This window comes from Halobacteriovorax sp. ZH5_bin.2 (assembly GCF_043196375.1).
GTDB lineage: Bacteria > Bdellovibrionota > Bacteriovoracia > Bacteriovoracales > Bacteriovoracaceae > Halobacteriovorax_A.
Genome location: NZ_JBEBMJ010000004.1, coordinates 183,922 through 206,559, shown reverse-complemented (window position 1 = coordinate 206,559; position 22,638 = coordinate 183,922). Strand labels below are relative to the sequence as shown.

The 22,638-nt window shown below is 37.3% G+C and carries 18 protein-coding genes and 1 pseudogene; 13 read left to right on the top strand and 6 right to left on the bottom strand.

The window, feature by feature from the left end:
- Positions 1-233 precede the first annotated feature (233 nt).
- The 5 genes and pseudogenes from ABMA76_RS11840 (at position 234) to ribE (ending at position 4,480) form a co-directional block, all read left to right on the top strand.
- Positions 234-1,484 carry a Fic family protein gene (locus ABMA76_RS11840; protein WP_392910851.1) on the top strand — a complete coding sequence of 417 codons (1,251 nt, stop codon included), beginning with the start codon at positions 234-236 and terminating at the stop codon, positions 1,482-1,484.
- A gap of 112 nt (positions 1,485-1,596) precedes the next feature.
- Entirely contained in the window at positions 1,597-2,730 is a 1,134-nt protein-coding gene (ribD, locus tag ABMA76_RS11835; protein WP_392910853.1) for a bifunctional diaminohydroxyphosphoribosylaminopyrimidine deaminase/5-amino-6-(5-phosphoribosylamino)uracil reductase RibD, read from the top strand.
- Positions 2,730-3,380 carry a riboflavin synthase gene (locus tag ABMA76_RS11830; protein WP_392910855.1) on the top strand — a complete coding sequence of 217 codons (651 nt, stop codon included), beginning with the start codon at positions 2,730-2,732 and terminating at the stop codon, positions 3,378-3,380. The genes ribD and ABMA76_RS11830 overlap by 1 nt, the downstream gene beginning before the upstream one ends.
- A pseudogene (ribB, locus tag ABMA76_RS11825) lies at positions 3,373-3,972 on the top strand (3,4-dihydroxy-2-butanone-4-phosphate synthase); the annotation flags it as partial. The gene ABMA76_RS11830 and the pseudogene ribB, both read left to right, overlap by 8 nt.
- A 40-nt stretch (positions 3,973-4,012) precedes the next feature.
- Positions 4,013-4,480 (top strand): 6,7-dimethyl-8-ribityllumazine synthase, encoded by a 468-nt coding sequence (ribE, locus tag ABMA76_RS11820; protein WP_392861316.1) that lies wholly within the window; start codon positions 4,013-4,015, stop codon positions 4,478-4,480.
- A 169-nt stretch (positions 4,481-4,649) separates the two neighbouring features.
- Here ribE and ABMA76_RS11815 read toward each other — a convergent pair whose 3' ends face one another.
- The 6 genes from ABMA76_RS11815 to mfd form a co-directional block, all read right to left on the bottom strand.
- Positions 4,650-5,393, bottom strand: a complete 744-nt coding sequence (locus ABMA76_RS11815) for a TrmH family RNA methyltransferase (RefSeq protein ID WP_393061668.1) — start codon at positions 5,391-5,393, stop codon at positions 4,650-4,652.
- On the bottom strand, positions 5,390-8,197 hold the full coding sequence (gene uvrA, locus ABMA76_RS11810) for an excinuclease ABC subunit UvrA (protein ID WP_392861312.1): 2,808 nt from the start codon (positions 8,195-8,197) through the stop codon (positions 5,390-5,392). Before uvrA ends, ABMA76_RS11815 begins: the two co-directional genes overlap by 4 nt.
- Positions 8,187-9,044, bottom strand: coding sequence for a PdxA family protein (locus tag ABMA76_RS11805; RefSeq protein WP_393056971.1), 858 nt, complete (start codon positions 9,042-9,044; stop codon positions 8,187-8,189). Before ABMA76_RS11805 ends, uvrA begins: the two co-directional genes overlap by 11 nt.
- Before the next feature lie 5 nt (positions 9,045-9,049).
- Positions 9,050-9,970: a hypothetical protein gene (locus ABMA76_RS11800; RefSeq protein WP_392861308.1), complete on the bottom strand. Its 921-nt coding sequence runs from the start codon at positions 9,968-9,970 to the stop codon at positions 9,050-9,052.
- 90 nt (positions 9,971-10,060) lie between these two features.
- Positions 10,061-10,867, bottom strand: coding sequence for a peptidylprolyl isomerase (locus tag ABMA76_RS11795; protein WP_393056973.1), 807 nt, complete (start codon positions 10,865-10,867; stop codon positions 10,061-10,063).
- An 85-nt stretch (positions 10,868-10,952) separates the two neighbouring features.
- Complete coding sequence (gene mfd / locus ABMA76_RS11790) at positions 10,953-14,432, bottom strand: transcription-repair coupling factor (protein ID WP_393061666.1); 3,480 nt, start codon at positions 14,430-14,432, stop codon at positions 10,953-10,955.
- Positions 14,433-14,599: 167 nt separating this feature from the next.
- Between mfd and ABMA76_RS11785 the strand changes: the two genes are divergently transcribed.
- Genes ABMA76_RS11785 through ABMA76_RS11750 form a run of 8 tightly spaced genes read left to right on the top strand, consistent with a single transcriptional unit; the run spans position 14,600 to position 22,629 of the window.
- A complete protein-coding gene (locus ABMA76_RS11785; protein WP_393056977.1) occupies positions 14,600-15,016 on the top strand; it encodes an NADH-quinone oxidoreductase subunit A in 417 nt (138 codons plus the stop codon).
- Positions 15,016-16,224, top strand: a complete 1,209-nt coding sequence (gene nuoH / locus ABMA76_RS11780; protein ID WP_392993901.1) for an NADH-quinone oxidoreductase subunit NuoH — start codon at positions 15,016-15,018, stop codon at positions 16,222-16,224. Before ABMA76_RS11785 ends, nuoH begins: the two co-directional genes overlap by 1 nt.
- Positions 16,225-16,242: 18 nt before the next feature.
- Positions 16,243-16,776, top strand: coding sequence for an NADH-quinone oxidoreductase subunit J (locus ABMA76_RS11775; protein WP_103218559.1), 534 nt, complete (start codon positions 16,243-16,245; stop codon positions 16,774-16,776).
- Entirely contained in the window at positions 16,773-17,078 is a 306-nt protein-coding gene (gene nuoK, locus ABMA76_RS11770) for an NADH-quinone oxidoreductase subunit NuoK (protein ID WP_103218558.1), read from the top strand. Before ABMA76_RS11775 ends, nuoK begins: the two co-directional genes overlap by 4 nt.
- A 21-nt stretch (positions 17,079-17,099) precedes the next feature.
- Positions 17,100-19,283 (top strand): NADH-quinone oxidoreductase subunit L, encoded by a 2,184-nt coding sequence (locus ABMA76_RS11765; protein WP_392861302.1) that lies wholly within the window; start codon positions 17,100-17,102, stop codon positions 19,281-19,283.
- An 18-nt stretch (positions 19,284-19,301) separates the two neighbouring features.
- Positions 19,302-20,834 (top strand): NuoM family protein, encoded by a 1,533-nt coding sequence (locus tag ABMA76_RS11760; protein ID WP_392861301.1) that lies wholly within the window; start codon positions 19,302-19,304, stop codon positions 20,832-20,834.
- An 18-nt stretch (positions 20,835-20,852) separates the two neighbouring features.
- On the top strand, positions 20,853-22,328 hold the full coding sequence (locus tag ABMA76_RS11755; protein WP_393061664.1) for an NADH-quinone oxidoreductase subunit N: 1,476 nt from the start codon (positions 20,853-20,855) through the stop codon (positions 22,326-22,328).
- 1 nt (position 22,329) lies between these two features.
- Positions 22,330-22,629 carry a hypothetical protein gene (locus tag ABMA76_RS11750; protein ID WP_392861299.1) on the top strand — a complete coding sequence of 100 codons (300 nt, stop codon included), beginning with the start codon at positions 22,330-22,332 and terminating at the stop codon, positions 22,627-22,629.
- The last annotated feature ends 9 nt before the right edge of the window (positions 22,630-22,638 follow it).

Sequence of the window (22,638 nt, the reverse complement as noted above, 5' to 3'; positions counted from 1 at the left end):
ATTACTAGTTTGGTTGTATTTGTAAGTTATTGAAATTAAATAGGTTGGTGTTGTTTTGTAATTTTTCTACAAATATGAACACATAAAGTTGTAGTAAATGTAAGGATTTTTTGGCCAAGTACAACAGTTGTTGTAGCTGTAACCTTTTGATATCTTGTAATTATTACCGGTAATCCTTTCTTTCTACAACTTTTGCACTAGAAAATTGTAGAAAAAGAGATACAATACAGCTAATGGACAATTCAAAAGACTACGAATTTTTAAATACACCACTTTGGCTAAAATACACTCATGAGAGGTACACTCCTCTCGATGATATTAAGTATAGGCTTGATAGTTTGGGTGTGTCTCTAAGAGATTGGCCAGAGGTCAAGGGGACAATTCAGCGCTTGCGAAGAGCGAGTTCAATACCACTATATGTGGAAGAAATTGATAAGAAATTTTGGTTTTATCCAGCAGATTGCATCAATAAAAAACTCCATCAAATTGAAAGCTTGGGTGGATCTTTATTTGATTTAATCCAGCGTCATCAAAATTTTAAGCAAGAGTTTTTAATAAATGCTGCAGTTGAAGAGGCCATTACATCTGCCATCTATGAAGGTGCAAATAGTACACGTTCAAAAGCTAAAGCACTCATCTCGTCTGGAGAAAAACCAAAGGACAAAGATGAGTATATGCTGATTAATAACTACTTAGCGATGAAGTGGATTAAGGAGAACGTTTCAAAACAGGTTTCAAAAGATCTCATTTTAAAAGTACATGAAATTGTTTCACAAAATACATTAGAGGGCGACGATGCGAACTTTAGTGGAAAGTTTAGAAACAACAAAGTATATGTCGGAACACACGAAGGTATCGATTATACAAAAATTGAAGATACTATTGATGAAGTGATTGAGCTCACAACAAATAATCCACGTTATCTTCATGGGTTGATTAAAGGAATTCTCCTTCATTACTTTACTGCATATATTCACCCTTTCTTTGATGGAAATGGGCGTACAGCAAGAACACTATTCTACTTTAAGTCCATGAAGAATAATTTAAAATTTGTTGAGCTGCTCTCAATTTCTGCAAATTTAAAGCAACATGGTAAACGTTATGAAAAGTCATTTGACCTCGTTAAAGAACACCAATTAGACCTGACTTACTTCATTGATTTCTGTCTTGATTCACTACTTTTGTCACTTAAAAAAGTTCAAGAAAAAGTGAACTTCCTAATCACTATTTCTGAACTCATTTCAAGAGATGGCCTTAGTGAAACTCAAGTTTCTCTCTTACAGAAAATGGCGTTAAATAAATACAAGGCTATATCAATTGAAGAATATGCTTTAGATATAAATAAATCTCGTGAGATTTCCCGTAGAGAGTTGAAAGATCTTAAGGTCAAGGGTTATGTTTTTGAACATAAACAGGGAAAAAAGTTTGTCTATAAAGTTAATAGTAAATACTTAAAAGAGACTATTTCGTTAATTAAGAATTGAGACTTTAAGTTATTGATTGTTCGAAAAGTATCGTACCCTACAAAAAGTTCTCGATGCAGCGCTTACGTAAAAGTCTGCTGGAACCATATGATTAGATATGTTATGAAAAGGCATGGAAAATCAGGCTTCTAGAGATATTGCTTATATGCAAATGGCGCTTAATCTAGCGAAATTGGGTGAGGGAACAACTTCTCCCAATCCGATGGTTGGTGCTGTTATTGTAAAGGATGGAATTGTACTTGGAAAAGGTTGGCATAAGAAGGCCGGGCTTCCACATGCAGAACCTGAAGCAATTGCTGATGTTGCCAAAGAACAAAAGGGCGAACTTAAGGGCGCAACTATTTATGTAACGCTTGAGCCTTGTTGTCACACGAATAAAAGAACTCCTCCATGTGCGCACGAACTTTTAAAGCACGGTTTTGCTCGTGTTGTTGTTGCTTGTCTTGATCCAAATCCACAAGTTGCTGGCAATGGAATTAAGATTTTAGAAGCGGCGGGGATAGAGTGCAAAGTTGGCGTCCTTGAAGAAGAATCGAAAGAGCTTAACCGCATCTTTTTTAAATCGATGCAAAGCAATCTTCCGTTTGTTCATCTTAAACTTGCGCAAACTCTTGATGGTAAGCTTTCGACGATGACAGGTGACTCAAAGTGGATTACAGACGAAAGCGCTCGCAAGATGGTTCACGCTTTTAGAAAGAGATATGACGGTGTCATGGTTGGTCGCAAGACTCTTAATAATGACGATCCAAGTTTAAATATTCGTTTTGGTCTTGATGATAGTGGCAAAATTCCATATCGAATTGTAATGGGTTCGATTTCAAAGATGGACCCACTTTCAAAAGTCTTTAATGACCAGCACACGAAGAAAACGATTATCGTGACAACGGGAGCAGACTATCAATCTGCGCCAGATGATGTCGTGAAGTTTTTTACTGAAAAGCAGATTCGCATTGTATTTGCTAAGTGTGAGAATAATGAAATTGTTATCGAAGATGCCATGGCACAACTAAAGGCCATTGGTGTTCAATCAATTCTGGTTGAAGGTGGCGGTATGCTTGCCTCGACAATATTGAAAAAGCAACTTGCTGATAAGATGACAATCTTTGTGGCCCCGAAAATTTTAGGGAATGGTATTGGTTACTATGATGAACAACTTGATTCCATGGCCGATGCTTTAAATTTTAAAAATGTCGAAGTTAAAAATATAGGATCTCAAGCAATGTTTGAGATTGATACGAGGTCATAGTGTTTACTGGACTAGTTAAAGAAATTGGAAAAGTTGTGAGTGTACGCTCTAATGCTGAGGGGAAACTTATTGAAGTAAGCTGTAAAGAGCTTCTCCCTGAAATTGCCATTGATGATTCAGTTGCAATCAATGGTGCATGCCAGACGGCCGTGAAAATTACGAACTCTACTTTTGTTGTGCAAACAGTACATACGAGTTTGGAGAAGACGACTCTTGGAAGTCTTAGGTCTGGTGAAGAAGTGAATCTAGAGCTTGCTCTTCGTGCAAGTGATCGACTAGGTGGTCACATCGTTCAGGGTCACGTCAATGATGTTGGACAAATTGTTCAAATTCAAAGTCGCGGGAACAACTACCTTGTGACAATTAAAGTGAATTCAAAGCAAATGAAATATATTGTGAAAGAAGGATCAATAACAATTGATGGGATTTCACTAACCGTGGCGGACGTCTTTAAGGCCGATTCGTCATTCCAGCTATCTATTATTCCACATACTTGGGAGAACACAGTTTTAAGAAATCGCAGTGTTCAGAGTTTAGTGAATATTGAAGTGGATATCCTGGGAAAATATATAGAAAACTTGCTTTTTAACGGTGCTAGACGTAGTAATGGAGCAAGCACACAAAATTTGGAGTCATTTCTAAATGATTAAATTTGATAAAATTGAAGAGGCCATTGAAGATATTCGTCTTGGGAAGATGGTCATTGTAATTGATGATGAAGACCGTGAAAACGAAGGTGACTTTGTTATGGCGGCAGACCGTATTACACCTGAAGCAATCAACTTTATGGCCACGATTGGACGCGGATTAATTTGCGCACCAATCACGAAAGAGCGTGCCAATGAATTAGATCTTCCACTTATGGTGAAAGAAAACGATTCAGTACATCACACAGCATTCACTGTTTCTATTGATGCTGCAAATGGTGGAACAGGAATCTCGTGCCAAGATCGCGCCCTTACGATTTCACTTCTTGCTAATAAGAATTCAACGGCCGATAGCTTTATGAGGCCAGGTCATATTTTTCCACTGATTGCAAAAGACGGTGGAGTTCTTGAAAGAGATGGCCACACTGAAGCCGCTGTTGATATGGCCCGCATTGCTGGTTGTTATCCGGCAGGTGTTATCTGTGAAATCATGAGTGCAGATGGAACAATGGCCAAAGCTCCTGAGCTTGCTAAGATTGCCCAAGAGCACGGTTTAAAATTTGTAACGATTAAAGACTTAATTAAATATAGAAAAGAAGCACTTGGTGAAAGTGCTGAAAATTTAGGAGAAACACATGCCTAGAAATCTAGAAGGTAACTTAAATGCATCTGGAAAGAAATTTGCTGTTGTAGCTGGACGTTTTAACGAACTAATTACAAGCAAACTATTAGGTGGTGCAATTGATTGCATTAAAAGACACGACGGAAACGTTGATGAAATGGATATTGCTTGGGTACCAGGTGCCTTCGAAATTCCTCTAATTGCTCAAAGACTTGCAGCTTCTAAAAAATATGATGCTGTCATTACTCTTGGTGCTGTTATTCGTGGATCAACTCCACACTTTGATTTTGTTTCAAATGAAGTTGCTAAAGGGATTTCAAAAGTATCACTTGAGACAGGAGTTCCTGTAACTTTTGGTGTTCTTACAGTTGATACAATTGAGCAAGCGATTGAAAGAGCAGGAACAAAAGCTGGAAACAAAGGTTGGGAAGCTGCGATGTCTGCAATTGAAATGGCGACGCTTCTTAAATCAATTGACTAATTAATTTTGAAAATATAGTAAAAGAAAAGGCCACTACGACAGTGGCCTTTTTTATTGGAAAAAAACGAAAAAGATACAAACTCTATCGGTGTGTGGTGATGAGCTTATGGGCCTAAGTTATAGACTATCATCACCAATGTCAGGTTAATAAAGATAAATAAAAATCTAATTAAAAGATCGAATGATAAAGAAAAATTGAAGCTGCACTCGCAGCATTTAAGTGCGCCACATAATTTGTAATAGGTATAAATAGTTTCTTATCACAGGCGTCAATAACTTCACGATCCATACCATTGCCCTCATTTCCAATAATTAAGGCAACTTTTTGCGGATACTTAAAGTCTGTAATCGATAAGGCACCCTCTTCATTTGCCGTAGCACAAACTGCATAACCAAGTTTTTGAAGTAAAGAAATGTCTTCAATAATGTTAAGTGACTTACATATATTCGCTTCAAATGCATTTCCCATTGATACTCTAATACAACGTCTTAGATAGGGAGAAGCACTCTTTACATCATAAATAATATTATCAAATCCAAAGGCCATTGCTGCTCTCGTCATCGTTCCAACATTTTCAGGTGACGTAACACCGTTAAAGATAAGAATCTTATCGCCAAGCTCATCAATCTTTTTAAGGCCATTAGTTCTAACCTTAGCAAGTATTCCATGATGGAGTTTAAAGCCAGTGATTTCTTCGAGCTCTTTCTTATCTTTTATTAAAACATGCTTACAGTTTTGATCGATTAATTCTTTGTTGGCATCGTAGAACTCTTGAGTCGCAATGATCTTTTCAACTTCGTGATTAGAACGAAGTGCTTTGCAAACAACCTTTTCTGTTTCAGCGATACAGTAATCATCTTTAATAAGATTCTTATCCTTTAAATTATAAAATTCTTCAAAACCATTTATCACTTCAGAATTTCCTTTAAAAATTTACCAGTATGTGACGTCTTAATTTTCGCAATCTCTTCCGGTGTTCCTGTACCCACAATTGTTCCACCTCGGTGTCCACCTTCAGGGCCGAGATCAATTATTTGGTCAGCGACTTTAAGTACATCTAGATTGTGTTCAATAATAAGAACAGAGTTATCGCTTTCAACAAGTTCATTGATTGCTTTCATAAGAACCTTAATATCTTCAAAATGAAGACCTGTTGTAGGCTCATCAAGAACATAGAGAGTATGACCTTTCGTTGACTTTGCAAGCTCTCTTGCCAGCTTTAGTCTTTGCGCCTCTCCACCAGAAAGTGTTGTAGCTGGTTGACCAAGAGTCATATATCCAAGACCGACATCATTCATGGTCTTTAGAATTTTACCAAGTCTTCGGTGGTTCTTGAAGAATTCGTATCCTTCTTCAATTGTCATCTCAAGAATGTCAGCGACTGACTTTCCTTTGTAGAGAACAGAAAGAGTTTCATTATTATAACGACGTCCGTTACACTCATTACAAGTTACATAAACATCTGGTAGAAAGTGCATCTCAATTTTTTGAGTTCCATTTCCTTCACACTCTTCACAGCGCCCACCTTTAACATTGAAGCTAAAGCGTCCTGGCTTATAGCCGCGAATTTGTGATTCACTTGTTGCGGCAAATAGCTTTCTTACATCATCAAATAGACCCGAGTAAGTTGCAGGGTTTGAATGAGGTGTACGGCCAATAGGTGATTGGTCTAATTCAATAACAGTTTTGATTTTTTCTAGGCCAGTAATTGATTTGTAATTGGCCTTTTCATATATTGAGCGGTTAATGCGAGTTAATTTACTCTTTACTGCAGGAATGAGAACTTCGTGTACTAGAGTTGATTTTCCCGAACCAGATACACCACTGATACAAACGAGTCCTCCAAGCGGAAAGTCCACGTCGACTTTCTTTAGGTTATTATGTTGAGCGCCTCTAAGTTTGATGAACTCATTAAGCTTGCGCCTCTCGCTAGGAACTTCGATTTTAACTTTGTGATTTAGGTAGTCGGCAGTAAGAGATTTCTTCTTTAAGAAATTTTTAGTTGTCGCATGCGCAACAATCTCTCCACCGTGAACACCGGCCCCTGGTCCCATATCAATGATATAGTCACTGGCCTTCATTGTATCTTCATCGTGCTCAACAACGAGGACAGTATTTCCAAGATCACGCAGCTCTTTTAATGTATGAATCAGTCTTACGTTATCTCTTTGATGAAGTCCGATACTAGGCTCATCTAAGACATAGAGAACACCTGAAAGAGCAGAACCAATTTGAGTGGCAAGGCGAATACGTTGTGACTCACCACCACTTAAAGTTCCAGCAGAACGGTTAAGTGTTAAATAATCAAGGCCTACATCATTTAAAAATTTAAGACGTGAAGTAATTTCAATCAGTAGCTTGGCACCGATCTTTTCTTTGATACCTTCTAGCTTTAAATCCTTAAAGTATTCATAAGTTTCACTAAGTGGTACTTCACAAAGTTCAATGATATTTTTCTCACCAACTTTCGTGCTTAAAGCAATTGTATTAAGACGACGGCCATTACACTCAGAACATTTTTGAACACGCATACTCTTTTCAAGTTCAGAGCGCACTCTTTCAGAAGTCGATTCTTGATACTTCTTATCGAGCCAGTTGATTAGGCCAGGGAATGGTTTTGAAAATTCAAAGACAGAATTTTCTGATTTGAACTTATAGGTATAAACCTTATCAGTACCTTCCGTTAAGATTTTAAATATTTTCTTTGGCATTTTTGAAAGAGGAAGTTTTAAATCAAAACCCTCTTCTTTAAGCATGCACTCAACCATCTTGTGAAGGAAGTTATTCTTCTTAGTTAAAAGTGGAATTGCTCCCTTAAGAACAGGTAGAGAGTCATCAAAGATAATCTCGCTAAGTACAAACTCTTTTGATTCACCAAGTCCGTTACACTTTCCACAAGCACCAACAGGTGAGTTGAAAGAGAAGAGTCTTGGTTCAAGATCAGGGAAAACTTCTCCTGTTACATGAGACATATTGATCTCAGAATATGTATGGTATTCATCATCAATCATGACGTGAATAATTCCATTACCTAATTTAAGTCCTAACTCAACTGAGTCTGTTAGGCGTTTTTCGATATCGGCTTTAACGAGAATACGATCGATAACGACTAGGATTTCGTCAGATGCTTTAAGAGATTTTATCTCGCTACTATCAAGAAGCATGATTTCATCATTTACGATAAAACGAGAAAACCCCATCGATAGGTACTTTGCCATCTGCTGTTCAAGTGCCTTCTTCGTTTCATCAGTTATTTCTACTGTAATATGAAGTTTTGTTTTCTCCGGTAGATCCATAAGATCACGTGTGATCTGTCCTGGTGTGTAGCTAATAACTTTTTCACCATTGTTTGGATCATAGAGATCTCCGACTCTAGCAAAGAGTACTCTCATATAATCATAGACCTCAGTAATAGTACCTACTGTTGATCTCGGGTTCTTGCTTGTTGTCTTCTGGTCAATGGCAATGGCCGGTGAAAGGCCAGTTATTGATTCAACATCTGGTGCTTGCTGCTGGCCAAGAAATTGCCTAGCATAAGATGAAAGAGATTCAATATAGCGTCTTTGTCCTTCGGCATAGATTGTATCAAAGGCGAGGGAGCTCTTCCCCGAACCAGAAGGACCGGTAATAACAGTCAATTGATTCTTGGGGATATCAATCGTGACGTCTTTTAAATTGTGAACACGTGCTTTTACGACTTTAATTTCATTGTTCATTTTTTATAACCTTTAAAGCTAACTTTAAAACATAGTAGCAGCCCATATAATTGGCACAATCTTTTCCATAGAGATCAAAGGCCGTACCGTGATCAACACTTAGACGAAGATAGGGCATACCTAAGGTGATATTAGCACCCTTAGATTTAAACATCGTCTTAAATGGTGCAAGACCTTGATCGTGGTACATATAGACGTAGAGCTTATCACTTGCAAAACTATCATTTAGAAAGAGACCGTCTGCTGGTAGAGGGCCAATAATTCTCTCATCGATATCGAGTTCTTTAATTGCTCTTATAATCTCTTTTTCTTCGCTACCAAGAATACCACCTTCTCCGGCATGTGGATTAATACCAGAAATAATGACATCATTTAAATGGCCAAAATATTTTTTGTAATTATCAACACAAATTTTAATCTTGTTGTGAATAAGATCATGATTTATTTTTGTGGCCACATCCTTAAGAGGAATGTGATCGGTAATTAAAAGTACATTGGCATCATACGACTTAAAGAACATCACAAGATTTTCATTTTGATATCTCTTGCGAAAGTATTCAGTGTGTCCTGACACAGGCTTGCCTTCAAAGAATAATTCATTCTTTGTCGTAGGCATGGTTACTAAAATGTCATTAGGCCCACAAAGATCACAAGCTTGCTCAAGGGCATTATGTGAATAGGGGCTTTGAACTAGTGTATGATTTAATTCGGCAGGTAATTGATTTTTAAATTCTTCACCAACAAAGAGGTGGAATTTAGACTGCTGACTTGATGATAGAAGGCTCCAAGCTTTTAAAAAAACTTCAAGTCCTATTCCTCTTTCATGGCCAGCAGTAACATAGATCATTTCTTCTATAATGTTTTTACATAGTGATTTGCTTTTTCACGTTCAAACCACATTCTTGTAACTTCTTTTGCTTTTGCTTCATATAGTTGAGCTCTAATTCGATTCTTAGCATTTTGAAATAGAGAAGATTCAACAACATCACGAGTTTTTACATAGAAGATATGTGTTTCACCCATCATATTAATTGGTTGAGTGAATTGTCCTTCTTGTGTTTTATTGAGAAGCTTTTGTAACTCTGCAGTTAGGCCATCGGCCGTGATATCACCAAGAGTTGAAGTTTCAATTGAGCCGTACTTACTTGGTAGGGGTCCACCTTTTTGGAAAGACTCCATAGTCTTTTTAAATTTAGAGTAGTCTTTCTTTGTGACAATTGACTCATCGATTGAGAAGTCCACAAGAGTATAGCGATAAGAAACAGTCTTATTATTTACGTTTTCCTTGAAGAACTCGTTCTTAATTTCTTGTTCACTGACAGAGATAAGAGGGATGATTACAACTGAGTTGAAGTGGTTAAACTCAATGGCCTCTTTATTTAGTTCAAAGAACTCTTCAAAGTTTGTATTTGATTTCTTTAAGAAGGCGATAAGGTCATTTCGGCTAAGCCCAAGTCTTTGCTCTTTTCTCTTAATCTCTTTCTCTACAGTTGAGTCTGAAATTACATATCCCTGCTCAGCAAGAGTTGAGCGAATGATGTATTTTCTAATAATAAGATCTGCGACTGCCTTATCTGTATATTTCATATCTTTCTTGTAGATAAATGGTGAAATATTTTGGCGAATAGGAAGTGATTTCTTCACACGCTCGATCATTGATTTTGTGATGACGTGTTCATCAACTACTGCCGTAATCTTATCTAATAGTTTTGTATTCTTTGCTTGTAAGTTTAATGTTGAAAAAAGTAGGGCCAAAAAAAGAAAAAGCCTCATGAACACCTCTTATTACTGTTCTTTCATCGATGAAGTATAGAACAATAATTTATCGTGCCCATGAGGCTTGTGCAAATTATTTAATCTGAATTACTTTAGATTTTTGTCTAAAATTTTAATATTGGCTTTTTTACGTAAGTCTGCGAAATAATCTTCAATAATTCTATCGCGCTTCCTGTCATAAACAAACTTCTTGTAAGCGCCCATATTGATCTCTTCGTACTTTTTCACACCAAGAACCTTAATTACATGGTAACCAAGTTGAGTACGAACCGGACGTGTAATAAATCCATCTTTCTTTCCCTTAATGGCCGCAAAATACTCTGGTGCCATAAAGAAAGCTGGTTGATATCCTACGTCACCACCAGTATGAGCGTTTGGTGATTGTGAATACTTATTAGCTAATTCAGCAAATTTAGCTGGCTCTTGAGTTACTTGCTGATGAATTTCGAAAATCTTCTTTTGAGCAGCATTAATTTCATTTTCTGATGGAGCAACTCTTACTCTTAGTAAGATATGTGCTGTACGATACTCTGGATATTCACTATAGAATTTCTTTACATCTGCATCTGTTACTTTAATCTTTTGGAATTCACCTTCTAGATCTTTTGAAACTTGAGCATTGAAGATGACTTCTTCTAGCTTTCTAACAACGATAGGGTCTTTATCAAGCTTTGCTTTCTTGGCCTTTTCAACACCTAGCTTTTTGTTGATTAGGTCTGTAAGAACTCTCTTCATCGTTACAGGATCATCAGAAACAACATACTTATTTAGTAGGTATGCTTGGTCTAATTCTTCCTTCGTGATTTTTTGACCATTAACTTCAGCTACAACTTTCTTTGGTGCAGCTTCAAGTCCTAGTGCAAGTAGTAAAACTAAGATGATTTTACCGTACATATAGATATCCTTTTCAAATTATAGAAATCAAATTCTTAAACTATATCTAATTGTACCAAAAATTCTTAAAAACTTATAAATTTCACTAAGATGGAACTATTTTTTCCGCAATTTCCTGACAGAACTCGACTAATCCACTCGGAGATATTGTCATTTTATTGGTAAAAATCAGTTTGAAATCTGGTGTGAAACGATATTTTCTAGGCATGCCTAGGAAGTTATTTAAAATATTATTTCGAAGCTGTTCATTTGCCTCAACGACATTTTGATCAAATTGAAAGACGATCGTGTTATCAATTAGCTGCGCTGATTTTACGCCACAAGGCATCAGGTACGAGCGAGCTTCGAGAATGGCAATCAGTTGATTAAATTCTTCAGGCCCTGGGCCGTAGATATCAAAGATTGTTTCTTTTAAAGCAGTGATTTCATCAATTGATTTTGAATTTGATAATTGCTTGTAATATTTTAAACGCTCACTTGATTCACTAATAAAGTGGGCAGGAATGAAGGCCGCAAATGGCGTGTTAATTTCAATATCTTTTGTGATGACTTTCTTTTCACCACGAAGTTCTTGAATCGCCTCTGTTAGAAGCTCCATATAAAGTTCAAGACCAATGGCCTCAATATGACCAGATTGGTGTGCGCCGAGAATATCTCCGGCACCTCGAATTTCAAGGTCACAATTGGCAATTTGGAAACCACTTCCCATATCTGCATATGTCTGTAGGGCCTTAAGTCGCTTGGCCGCAACTTCTGTAATATTGCGATTATTTGGAACAACAAAGTAACAGTAGGCCTTCTTATCAGATCGGCCAATTCGCCCACGCAACTGGTGAAGTTGTGCAAGGCCGTAGCGATCAGCGCGATCAACAATCATTGTATTGGCATTTGGAATATCAATTCCTGATTCAATAATAGTAGTCGAAATAAGAATCTGGTAAGCACCGTTGTAGAAAGCGGAAATGCGAGACTCAAGTTCTTTTTCTGCCATCTGTCCGTGAGCAAAAACAATCTTTGCTTCAGGAACGAGTTCTCTAATATAGGCCGTGTAATTTTCAATATCTTGTACGCGATTGTGGACAATAAAGACCTGGCCACCACGCTTTAGTTCACGATTAATTGCCGATTGGATTGTGTGATCATCTTCTTTAATCACATATGTCTTAATCGACTGTCTTCTAGGAGGAGCCGTCTTAATAAGAGCAAGATCTTTAAGTCCTAAGAAAGATAGTTGTAGTGTCCTAGGAATTGGCGTTGCCGTTAATGTTAAGAAGTCAACTGATGACTTTAGAAGTTTAAGTTGGTTTTTATGGCCAACACCAAAGCGTTGTTCTTCATCAACAATAACAAGTCCTAGGTCTTTATAACGAATGGTTTTACCTAGAAGTTTATGAGTACCAACGATAATATCAATTTCGCCTTTTTCTAATTTTTCCTTTGTTTCTTTTTCATCCTTTCCTGTTTTAAAACGAGAAAGGTAATCGATACGAACAGGGAACTTTTCAAAGCGTTTAACAAATGAATTATAATGTTGAAGCGCAAGAACTGTTGTCGGAACTAAGACCGCAACCTGTTTACCATCAAGAACAGCTTTAAAAGCTGCACGCATGGCGACTTCTGTTTTTCCAAAACCAACATCTCCACAAACTAGAAAGTCCATCGCTGTACTTGCTTGCATCTTATCAATAACAGAATCAATAGCGTTCTTTTGGTCTGGTGTTTCATTAAAAGGAAATGAAAGCTCAAACTCTTTAAAGTCATGATCTGGTGGAGAAAATTGAAAGGCCTTGGCCGATGCTCTTTCGGCCTGAAGTTTTAAGAGGTCAAAAGCTAGCTTCTTAATAGATTCACGAGCTCTAGAAGTTAGCGCCGAGAATTTATTTGTTCTTAAGCTGTCGACATTAACATTTAGTTCTCCGCCGGCATGCTTTTGAATAAGATTCATCTTATAAATTGGTACGAATACTTTATCATTACCTTTATAAAGAAGAACGAGGTAGTCAGTTTTAGAGCCACCAATATCCATTGCCTCTAAGCCTAAGTACTTTCCGATACCGTGTTTAGAGTGAATTACGAAGTCACCTTCTTTAAGAGAAGCCAGCTGTTCTGCAAAGAGATCATAGTCGTGAATCTTTGAAACCTTGGCCTTGTCTCTTCTAATTGAAAATAAATCACTATCTGAAATTGTAAGTAATTTATCACTAGGGTAGAAGAATCCTTCACTTAATTTGAAAGGAACAAATTCGATACGTTTCTTGATTTCACCATCTACTTCAAATGTTTCAATTAAGTGTTCAATTTCTTTTCGAGAATTTTCATTTTGAATTGTGAAAATAATTTTCCCGGAGTATTTGAATTCACTTTTAATATGCTTAAAGAGTCCTGTTAAAAACTCTTTTTTAACTAAGTAGTTAATGTCGTGATAAGAGATATAAGACTTGAAAGGTCTAAACCCAAGATCAACGATATTACTGTCATTATCAAGGTTAACAGTAATATTTAAATGATTGAGATTTAAACAAGCGATATCTTTTAAACGATCAATTGTTGATAAGTCGTAAAAATATTTTGGTTCAGGAAGTAATTCTTCACAGTCTTCGAAATCTCTAGCGAGGTCATCACAGTAATTTGAAAAATAGTCTTCAACATTGTCACGATCAAAGATTGAAATAATCCAATTTTCGTTAATGTAGTCGAGAAGTGTTACTGTTTCATTTTCATTAAAAAATAAAGGCGTATAGATTGGATGATTTTCAAAAAGCATTCCACTGGAAAGCTTGCTAAAAATATCATTACGTTTTTCTAATAAGTCTCTTTGATTGGCCCTTGGGCGAGGAATATTATTTCGTAAGTTATTTGAGTATTGTGACTCACAAAAAATTGTTGGCCCAGGTGCAATGATAATTGATTCAAGTTTCTTATCTTTAATAGTCTTTAAAGTTTCTTTATCAATTTCATAAATTTCTTCAATCATTTCATCAAAATAATGAATACGAATTGGATGATGACCAACAGGGTAGATGTCAAAAATCTCACCCTTTTTAGAAAATGTTCCCTGTTCTTCCACTGTAAAAGAAGAGCTGTATCCAAGCTGAACTAATTTTCCAGCTAACTCATCTGGAGAAATAATATCTGATTCATTAATTTCAATTTTAGTTTCATTGAAAAAGTTGGCCGGTGGAACTTTTAATCCAAGAGATTCTATTGAAGTGATAACTATTAATTCTTTATTTTCAGCACGAATAATTTTTTCTAATGCTGAGTGTCGGGCAAGTTGTGCACTTTCTGAGGCAAACATTCCCGAATAAGGTGACGCGTCTAGTCCTGGGTAGAAAACAAGTTTTGTTTTAGAAAAGCTCGTTTTTACAAGCTCGTAGAACTGTTCTGCGTCATCATAATTTTCAAAAATAAATAAATTCGATGGATTAATTTTACCATTTTTTTCTTGTAATAAGAACTTAGCAAATGCCCAGTGCTCCCTATTAATACCGTCGATGGTAAGGTCGTGTTGCCTAGTGTCTAACCATGTTTCTAGTTTTGTGCGTAGTGGTGAAAATAAATCCATGTCGTTTTTTAACATAAAATATAGTGAGAACAAAGAATTTATGCATTGGCCCATGCGTTACTAAATAGAAGATATTACTCAAAAAAAGAGGGGCCAATTTATTTCCAAAGTGCTAGTAATCGTGTAATATTTGGGAACTTACTTTACTTATACATGGAGATAAATCGATGTCGCAAAACTTTGACGTCTATATGCCGGTGTTAATTTTAGCCGCTGTAGCAGTAGTCGCTTTCTTTGGAACATTACTTGTCGGTCGTCTTGTAAGGCCAAATAATCCAACAGAATTGAAACTTACGCCATATGAATGTGGTGAGGAACCAACTGGTACTGCGTGGTCTAACTTTAACGTACGTTTCTATGTTATCGCTCTAATATTCTTAATCTTTGATGTTGAAGGAGCTTTAATGTTCCCTGTTGCAGCAGTTTATAAAAACTTTGTCGACATCGGACAGGGTGGCGCAGTTCTTGGATCACTACTTCTATTCATTGTTATTTTAAGTTTAGGTTTAGTTTATTGCTGGAAGAAAGGTGACCTTGATTGGGTTAAGTCATTCCAAGCAAATATTAATGGAAAGGATAAATAATGAATTCAACGATTGTATCGTATTTATCACAAGCACCAGGCTATTCAATGGCCGTGGATGCACTGTCAAAACTTTTAGGAACTGATGCAACTGGAATCGTAACGTTTTTACTTTTCTTAGTTTTCTCATTAATCATCGTTGGTGCTCTTGCAACAGTGGGTGGTCTTGGTACTTATGCTGAAAGAAAGATTTCTGCTGACCTTCAAATGAGACAGGGTCCTAACCGTGTTGGTCCTTTTGGTATTCTTCAGTTTTTAGCTGATGGTGTGAAGATGATTCTTAAAGAGGACGTTGTTCCACGTGATGCGGACAAGTTCTTATTTAACATTGCACCTCTACTAGCGTTAGTAGGTGTTTTCATGTCACTTGCTGTTGTACCATTCTCAAGTGGATTTACTCTAACTCACCTTAATGTTGGTGTTTTCTACTTACTAGGTGTTTCATCATTAGTAGGTGTTGGTATTTTCCTTGGTGGTTATGCATCGAACTCTAAGTGGTCAATGCTTGGTGGTATGAGGGGTGCTTCACAAATCATCTCTTACGAAGTTCCAGTAACTCTTTCAATTCTAGCAATTGTCATCATGACTGGTTCACTATCATTTAAAACAATTACAGAAGCTCAGGGTGGATTACCACACCAATGGTTTGTTCTTCATAACCCATTTACTTTTATTGGGTTCTTCGTACTTTTTATTGGTGCACTTGCTGAAACAAACAGAGCTCCTTTTGATCTTCCTGAAGCGGAATCAGAACTAGTTTCTGGTTACCACACTGAATTTACAGGTATGAAGTTTGCATTCTTTGCACTTGCAGAATACATCGAAGTTTTCGTTGTTTGTGGTGTTTGTGCTGCTTTATTCCTAGGTGGTTATCAAGTTCCTTTCGGTCTTGGTTCAGGTGAATTCGTAAATAAACTTATTCCTTCAGCTCACCCTATGATCGGTAAGCAAATTGGAAACTTTTTACAACTTGGATCTTTCGTAACTAAGACACTTGCTCTTTATTACGTTGTAATTTGGATCAGATGGACACTACCAAGAATGAGAGTTGACTCTCTAATGGTACTTTGTTGGAAATATCTAACTCCAATTGCACTATTTAATATGATTGGTTGTGCTGTATGGCTTTACCTATTTAATGGTAAGTCTATGTGGGCAATTCTTGGAAAAGTAATCGCATCTGCATCTGCTGGTGCGGGCGGACACTAATATTTAAGGATATTTGAAATGTTTATTAACTCAATGTTTTTAATTTCAGCAGCGGCTACAGTTATAGGAGCATTCCTTGTCGCCGTTTCAAAAAATTTAATGCATGCATGTATCTACCTTCTACTTACTCTTTTTGGAGTAGCTGGTCTTTATGCAACTCTAGGCGCTGACTTCTTAGCTGCTACTCAGTTAGTTGTATATGCTGGTGGTGTTGTTATTCTCATGCTATTTGCCATCATGTTAACTGGTGGGATTGAACAAGCTTACAATAAGCTGGGGATCAAGAAAGTAGCAGCAATGGGAACGACTAAAACGTACACTATTGCAGCAATCATGATGCTTGTAATCAGTTTTGTATTAATGAAAATCCTAGCACCTGTTTTAAAAATTCAAAAACATGTGCAACTGGAAGATATGCAATCAACAGTTGAAGAGATCGGAACTAAGCTAATTACGGATCACGTACTAGCTTTCGAAATTTCTTCAATCCTGCTTCTTGGAGCTCTTGTTGGTGCAGCAGTAATTTCTAGACCAAGGAGATTAAAAAAATGATGACTTTATCTTCTTACTTACTAATTTCTTTCTTTTTATTCCTTGCAGGCATTGCAGTAATGGTAGCGAGAAAGAATATTATCGCGATCCTTCTTGGTGTTGAACTAATTTTAAACGCAGCTGCTCTTAACTTTGCTGCCTACACAAGATACGCAAACCAGAATATTGACGGAAATATCATGTCACTATTCATTATTATTGTTGCTGCTGCTGAAGCGGCCGTTGGTTTAGCAATCGTGATTCGTTTCTTCCAAGTTAAAGATTCGATTCATATTGATGATGCAACTGAACTAAAAAGTTAATTAGAGATATAAGGGAAAAAAATGGATTATACGATTTCAAGTATTGCTCCAATTGTTCTACTACCGTTCTTTGCTTTCGTGATTAATGCATTTATTGCATCACGCTTTACGAGAACTGCTGTAGCGATCAGTTGTGCAGCAATCGCAGGTTCGACAATTTATGCGTGGAGAATTTTTAGCGACTTCGTTTTCGGAACGTACTCTGCTGATTATCATATCCACAAAGTATTCACTTGGTTTGACCTAACTGGTGGTGGGCAAGAGTTCGTAGTAAACATGGGTATCTATATTGATAACATGACTGCTGTTCTTCTTATGATGGTTACGGCCGTTGCTACACTTATCCACGTTTTCTCAACTTGGTATATGAAAGATGACATGAACTACGGTAGAAACGGTCGTTTCTTCACTTATATGTCACTCTTCACTTCTGCAATGCTTGGTCTTGCACTTTCAGATAACTTATTTTCAGTATTTATCTTTTGGGAGCTTATGGGATTCTGTTCATACTCTCTAATCGGTCACTACTACGAGAAAGAAGTTGCTGGTGCTGCTAACGTTAAGGCCTTCATGACAACAAGAGTAGGGGATGTTTTCTTCCTACTAGGTATTGTTGCTCTTTGGACTGTTGTTGGTTCAGTAAGTTTTGTAGACCTATATAAAGCGATCGATGCTGGTGGATTAGCTGGTCAGGCGGTACTTGGTATCCCTCTAGCAACATTTGCTGGTTTCTGTATCTTTATGGGAACAATTGGTAAGTCAGCGCAATTCCCTTTAAACGTTTGGCTACCAGATGCGATGAACGGTCCAACTCCATGTTCAGCGCTAATCCACGCTGCGACAATGGTTGCTGCTGGTGTTTATCTATCACTAAGAATTTACCCGCTACTTGATGCTGGTGGACTTTTAACTTTTGTTGCTTATATCGGTGGTATTACTGCTTTCGGTGCTGCAACAATTGCTCTTGTTCAAACAGACTTCAAAGCGGTACTAGCTTTCTCAACAATCTCTCAACTAGGATACATGGTTCTAGGTATTGGTGTTGGGTCATATAATGCTGCATTCATGCACCTGATTACACACGCTGTTTTCAAGGCATGTCTATTCCTAGCTGCTGGTTCTGTTATTCACTCTCTACACGATCACCACACGCATGCTCACGTACAAGAGATGCCACGAATGGGTGGTCTAAGACATAAAATGAAATTTACTTGGTTTGCAATGTGGTGTTGTACTCTTGCAATCGCAGGTATTCCATTCTTCTCTGGTTTCGTATCGAAAGATAGAATCCTAGGGGATGCTTTAATTGAAGCACTTCACTCACCAGTAATGGTTGCTCCGGCAGTTCTTGGTTTCATGGGTGCTCTACTAACAGCTTTCTATATGTGTCGTATGATGTTCCTAGCTTTCCACGGTAAGCCAAGAGACAAAGAAGTATACGATCACTGTCATGAAGAAAAGCTTACTTGGAACAGAAACGTACCTCTACTTATCCTAGCTGTATTTACTCTAGGTGTTTGGTTCTCTGGTTCATTAACAGGACAAGGTTTTGTTAAAGTTGCAGATAAAGCAAACGGTAAGTATGAGTGGTTCCAAACTTTAATTCAAAAGCCTAAGAAAGGTCAGTTCGAAAACTATAAGCGTGAGCAACTTGGATCAATTGATGTACGTGAAAAAGGTACATTTACAACTTCTAAGTATGATTCAACTTACGGACTATCTGAAGAAGAAGCACACCACATCCACCAGGTTCACTATATTGGTGCTGGTATGTCGATTGTGATTGCTTTCTCTGGTGTATTCATCGCGATGATGATGTACCTATGGGGTAAATGGAATCCAGGTTTCTGGGTTAACTCATTTAACCGTTATTACAGAACACTACAAAACAAATATTTTATGGATGATCTTTATATTGGTGGCTTCATCAAGAAGGGACTTCTTCCGTTTAACAACCTATTAGCTAAGTTTGACATGGGGGTCTATGACAGATACGCAGTTGACGGTTGGGCAACGGTTACACGTTTTGTAATGAGAGTTTCAGCGTGGTTCGATAACTTATTTGTCGACACAATGATGGTAGATGGTACTGGGGCAAGTGTACGTTTATTCAACGTTATCTTAAGAACGATCCAAAACGGAAAGATCCAGTTCTACATCGCAATGATTATTTTAGTACTATTTGGTTATATTTTAGCTTTATAAGAGAATTAAGGAGTTACAGTGAACGCACATTCTAATCTATTAAGTTGGATTCTGTGGATGCCTATGATCGGTGTTCTTGGGGTACTTTTATTACCTAAGACGAAAGAGACGGCAATTAGAGTATGGTCTTTGATTAATACTGTGATCACACTTGTTTTATCAGGTTGTCTATACATGAAATTCGACAATACTGTGCCAGGTATGCAAGAGATGTTTACAATTAAACATTCTTGGATTTCGCAGTTTAACATTTTTTATCACCTAGGAATTGATGGTATTTCATTACCAATGGTTCTTTTAACTTCGCTTCTTTTTGCGATCTGTATCCTTTCTTCATGGACAGTTAAAAAGCAAGTTAAAGGTTACTTTGCATTACTACTAATGCTTCAATCAACTGTTTACGGTGTATTCTTATCAATGGATTTCTTCCTGTTTTATGTTTACTGGGAAGTAATGCTAATCCCAATGTTCTTCCTAATCGGAATTTGGGGTGGTGAGAATAGAGAGTACGCAGCTGTTAAATTCTTCTTATATACATTCTTTGGTTCAATCCTAATGCTTGTTGGTATGGTTGCTCTATACTTCGTAACAGGACAAGGTGTTGATTCATTCAATATTCTAGCGCTTTCAGGCGGTAAATTTGTAAACGAAACTGTAAATATCTTTGGTATGGCACTTCCATTTGCAAAAGTATTCTTTGTAGCACTTTTCATTGGTTTCGCGATCAAAGTTCCAGTTTTCCCATTCCACACGTGGCTACCACACGCACACGTTCAGGCACCAACAGCGATCTCAGTTATCCTTGCCGGTGTACTACTTAAGATGGGTACTTATGGTTTCCTAAGAATTGCATTCCCAATCTTCCCATCAGCTTCTGTTTACTTTGCAGACGCAATTGCATGGCTAGGTTTAATTAACGTTATTTACGGTGCATTTTGTGCCATGGCACAAACAGATGTTAAGAAACTTGTTGCATACTCTTCAGTTTCTCACATGGGATTCGTAATGCTAGGTCTTGCTGCTATGACAGTTCAAGGTATGAACGGTGCTGTTCTTCAGATGTTCAACCACGGTACTTCAACAGCTATGATGTTCCTTCTTATCGGTATTCTTTATGAAAGATCACACCACAGATGGATCGTTAGACCAGATGGAACAAAAGGTTTTGGTGGTCTTTATACACAACTTCCAAAGTTCTCAATTGTTTTCATCATCGCGATGTTCGCATCAATGGGTCTTCCAGGACTTTCAGGTTTCATCTCTGAAGCTCTAATTTTCCTAGGGATCTACAATAGATTTACAACAATCACTGTTCTTGCAGTTGTTGGTCTTCTTCTTGGTGCTGCTTACCTACTATGGATGTTCAAGAGAATGTTCTTTGGTGAGGTTATTGAAGAAAACAAATCTTATACAGATATGAATGCTAGAGAAATCTTCTACATGGTTCCACTATGTATTGCAGTAATCCTATTTGGTATTTGGCCATCTCCATTACTAGATATGATGAAGGCTTCTGTAGGTAAACTAGTTTCATTATTAGCGACTTTTTAATAGTCAATAGGTGAAGTGATGGCTTTAAATTATTTAGCGAGTATCTCACATTATATTCCGGAGCTTTTAGTGTGCTTCACGATGGGGGCCTTAATCCTCATCGAAGCTACTTACGGAAATGATGAAAAAGGTGGCTCAAAAAACATGTTTTACTGGGGTTCAATGCTTGGACTACTATGTGCGCTTATCTATCAAGTTAAAGGTCTTGGTATTGAACCGACACATATCTTTACTAAGTCTTTAGTTATTGATCACTTCTCAGGTTTTGCAAAGATCGTAATGATCCTAAGTACAGCTGGTGTTATTTACCTTTCTAAGATCTCTAAGGATCTTTACGAAGGAACAAAAGCTGAATACACAATTTTAGCAATGGGTGTTTTAGTTGGTGGGATGCTTCTAGCTTCTGCAAACAATATGCTTCTATTCTATTTAGGGATCGAAACACTTTCACTACTATCATATGCAATGGCCGCGCTTAAGAAGAACGATGAACGTTCAACTGAAGCTGGTCTTAAGTATGTTCTATACGGTGGTGTAACTGCTGGTATGATGTTATTTGGTATGAGTCACATCTTTGGTGTTCTAGGGACAATTAACTTCTCTGAACTTATGCCAATGCTATCAACTCTATCAACTGAGCAAACAGCAATTCTTATTCCTTCATTCCTACTTTTCTTTGTAGGTATTGGTTATAAGATTTCTTGTGTGCCTTTCCACATGTGGTCTCCAGATGTTTACGAAGGTTCACCTCTGCCAGTTACAGCATTCTTCTCATTAGTTCCTAAGTTTGCAGGGATCGTAGCATTTGCTCGTCTAACTCAGGTATTCTTTGGTGGAGATGTTGGTGTTCTTAAGGACTCTTGGCTAGTTCTTCTAAGTATCGTAGCTGCTCTTACAATGACAGTTGGTAACGTTTCAGCTATCGGTCAGCGCTCAATTAAGAGAATGCTTGCTTTCTCTTCAATTTCACACGCTGGTGTAATGATGCTTGGTGCGATTGTACTTGGTAAATCAGGATGGACAGCAATTCTTTTCTATTCTGTAACTTACTTATTTATGACTCTTGTAGCATTCTATGTTGCTTCATTCATTCAAGATCACTACGGTAATGATCATATCGATCGTTTCTCAGGTCTTATTAAGAAGCATCCAGTTATGGCAATTGCTATGGCGATTACAATGTTCTCTTTAGCTGGTCTTCCTCCATTATCGGGATTCGTAGCTAAGTTCAACATTCTTGCTGCAATTATTGATAAGAAATTCTATGTACTAGCGGTTATTACTGCTCTTAACTCTGTAATCTCTCTTTATTACTACATGAAAGTTGTTCGTGTAATGATTCTTAAAGATGCAGAGTCTGATGAGCAAATCGGTGGTTTCGGATTTATCAACCAACTAGTAATTGGTGCTTATACGCTTCCAGTTGTACTTCTTGGTATTTTCTGGCAAAAGCTTATCGCTCTTGCTAACGGAGCCTTGCTCCTAATTAAGTAGTATGGAATTAGTACTACTAACATCTTTAATTTTCTTTATTATTCTTGGGGTAGTCTTAGGCTACCCCTTGTTTTTCAAACCTAAAATGGCCCAGGCTCCTTTCAAGAAACTTAATCGTGAGTCTCATCTGGCCAAATCAAACTTAACTTCATTTAAGACGACATTTAAGCTTCTTATTGTATTTCAGGTTATTGCCATGATTACTGTTGTCATTCTTGGTGCCCAAACGCTAGATTTTTACAAAGAAGCGTATTCAATATTGATTGGTCTTGCTACAATTTTAATACTACTTATTTTGTAATTATCTAAA

Excerpts from the sequence above, each read along its gene's own strand:
- ABMA76_RS11840 (WP_392910851.1), top strand. The coding sequence starts at position 234 with ATGGACAATTCAAAAGACTACGAATTTTTAAATACACCACTTTGGCTA.
- ribD (WP_392910853.1), top strand. The coding sequence starts at position 1,597 with ATGGAAAATCAGGCTTCTAGAGATATTGCTTATATGCAAATGGCGCTT.
- ribE (WP_392861316.1), top strand. The coding sequence starts at position 4,013 with ATGCCTAGAAATCTAGAAGGTAACTTAAATGCATCTGGAAAGAAATTT.
- uvrA (WP_392861312.1), bottom strand. The coding sequence starts at position 8,197 with ATGAACAATGAAATTAAAGTCGTAAAAGCACGTGTTCACAATTTAAAA.
- ABMA76_RS11805 (WP_393056971.1), bottom strand. The coding sequence starts at position 9,044 with ATGATCTATGTTACTGCTGGCCATGAAAGAGGAATAGGACTTGAAGTT.
- ABMA76_RS11800 (WP_392861308.1), bottom strand. The coding sequence starts at position 9,970 with ATGAGGCTTTTTCTTTTTTTGGCCCTACTTTTTTCAACATTAAACTTA.
- ABMA76_RS11795 (WP_393056973.1), bottom strand. The coding sequence starts at position 10,867 with ATGTACGGTAAAATCATCTTAGTTTTACTACTTGCACTAGGACTTGAA.
- mfd (WP_393061666.1), bottom strand. The coding sequence starts at position 14,432 with ATGGATTTATTTTCACCACTACGCACAAAACTAGAAACATGGTTAGAC.
- ABMA76_RS11785 (WP_393056977.1), top strand. The coding sequence starts at position 14,600 with ATGTCGCAAAACTTTGACGTCTATATGCCGGTGTTAATTTTAGCCGCT.
- nuoH (WP_392993901.1), top strand. The coding sequence starts at position 15,016 with ATGAATTCAACGATTGTATCGTATTTATCACAAGCACCAGGCTATTCA.
- ABMA76_RS11775 (WP_103218559.1), top strand. The coding sequence starts at position 16,243 with ATGTTTATTAACTCAATGTTTTTAATTTCAGCAGCGGCTACAGTTATA.
- nuoK (WP_103218558.1), top strand. The coding sequence starts at position 16,773 with ATGATGACTTTATCTTCTTACTTACTAATTTCTTTCTTTTTATTCCTT.
- ABMA76_RS11765 (WP_392861302.1), top strand. The coding sequence starts at position 17,100 with ATGGATTATACGATTTCAAGTATTGCTCCAATTGTTCTACTACCGTTC.
- ABMA76_RS11755 (WP_393061664.1), top strand. The coding sequence starts at position 20,853 with ATGGCTTTAAATTATTTAGCGAGTATCTCACATTATATTCCGGAGCTT.
- ABMA76_RS11750 (WP_392861299.1), top strand. The coding sequence starts at position 22,330 with ATGGAATTAGTACTACTAACATCTTTAATTTTCTTTATTATTCTTGGG.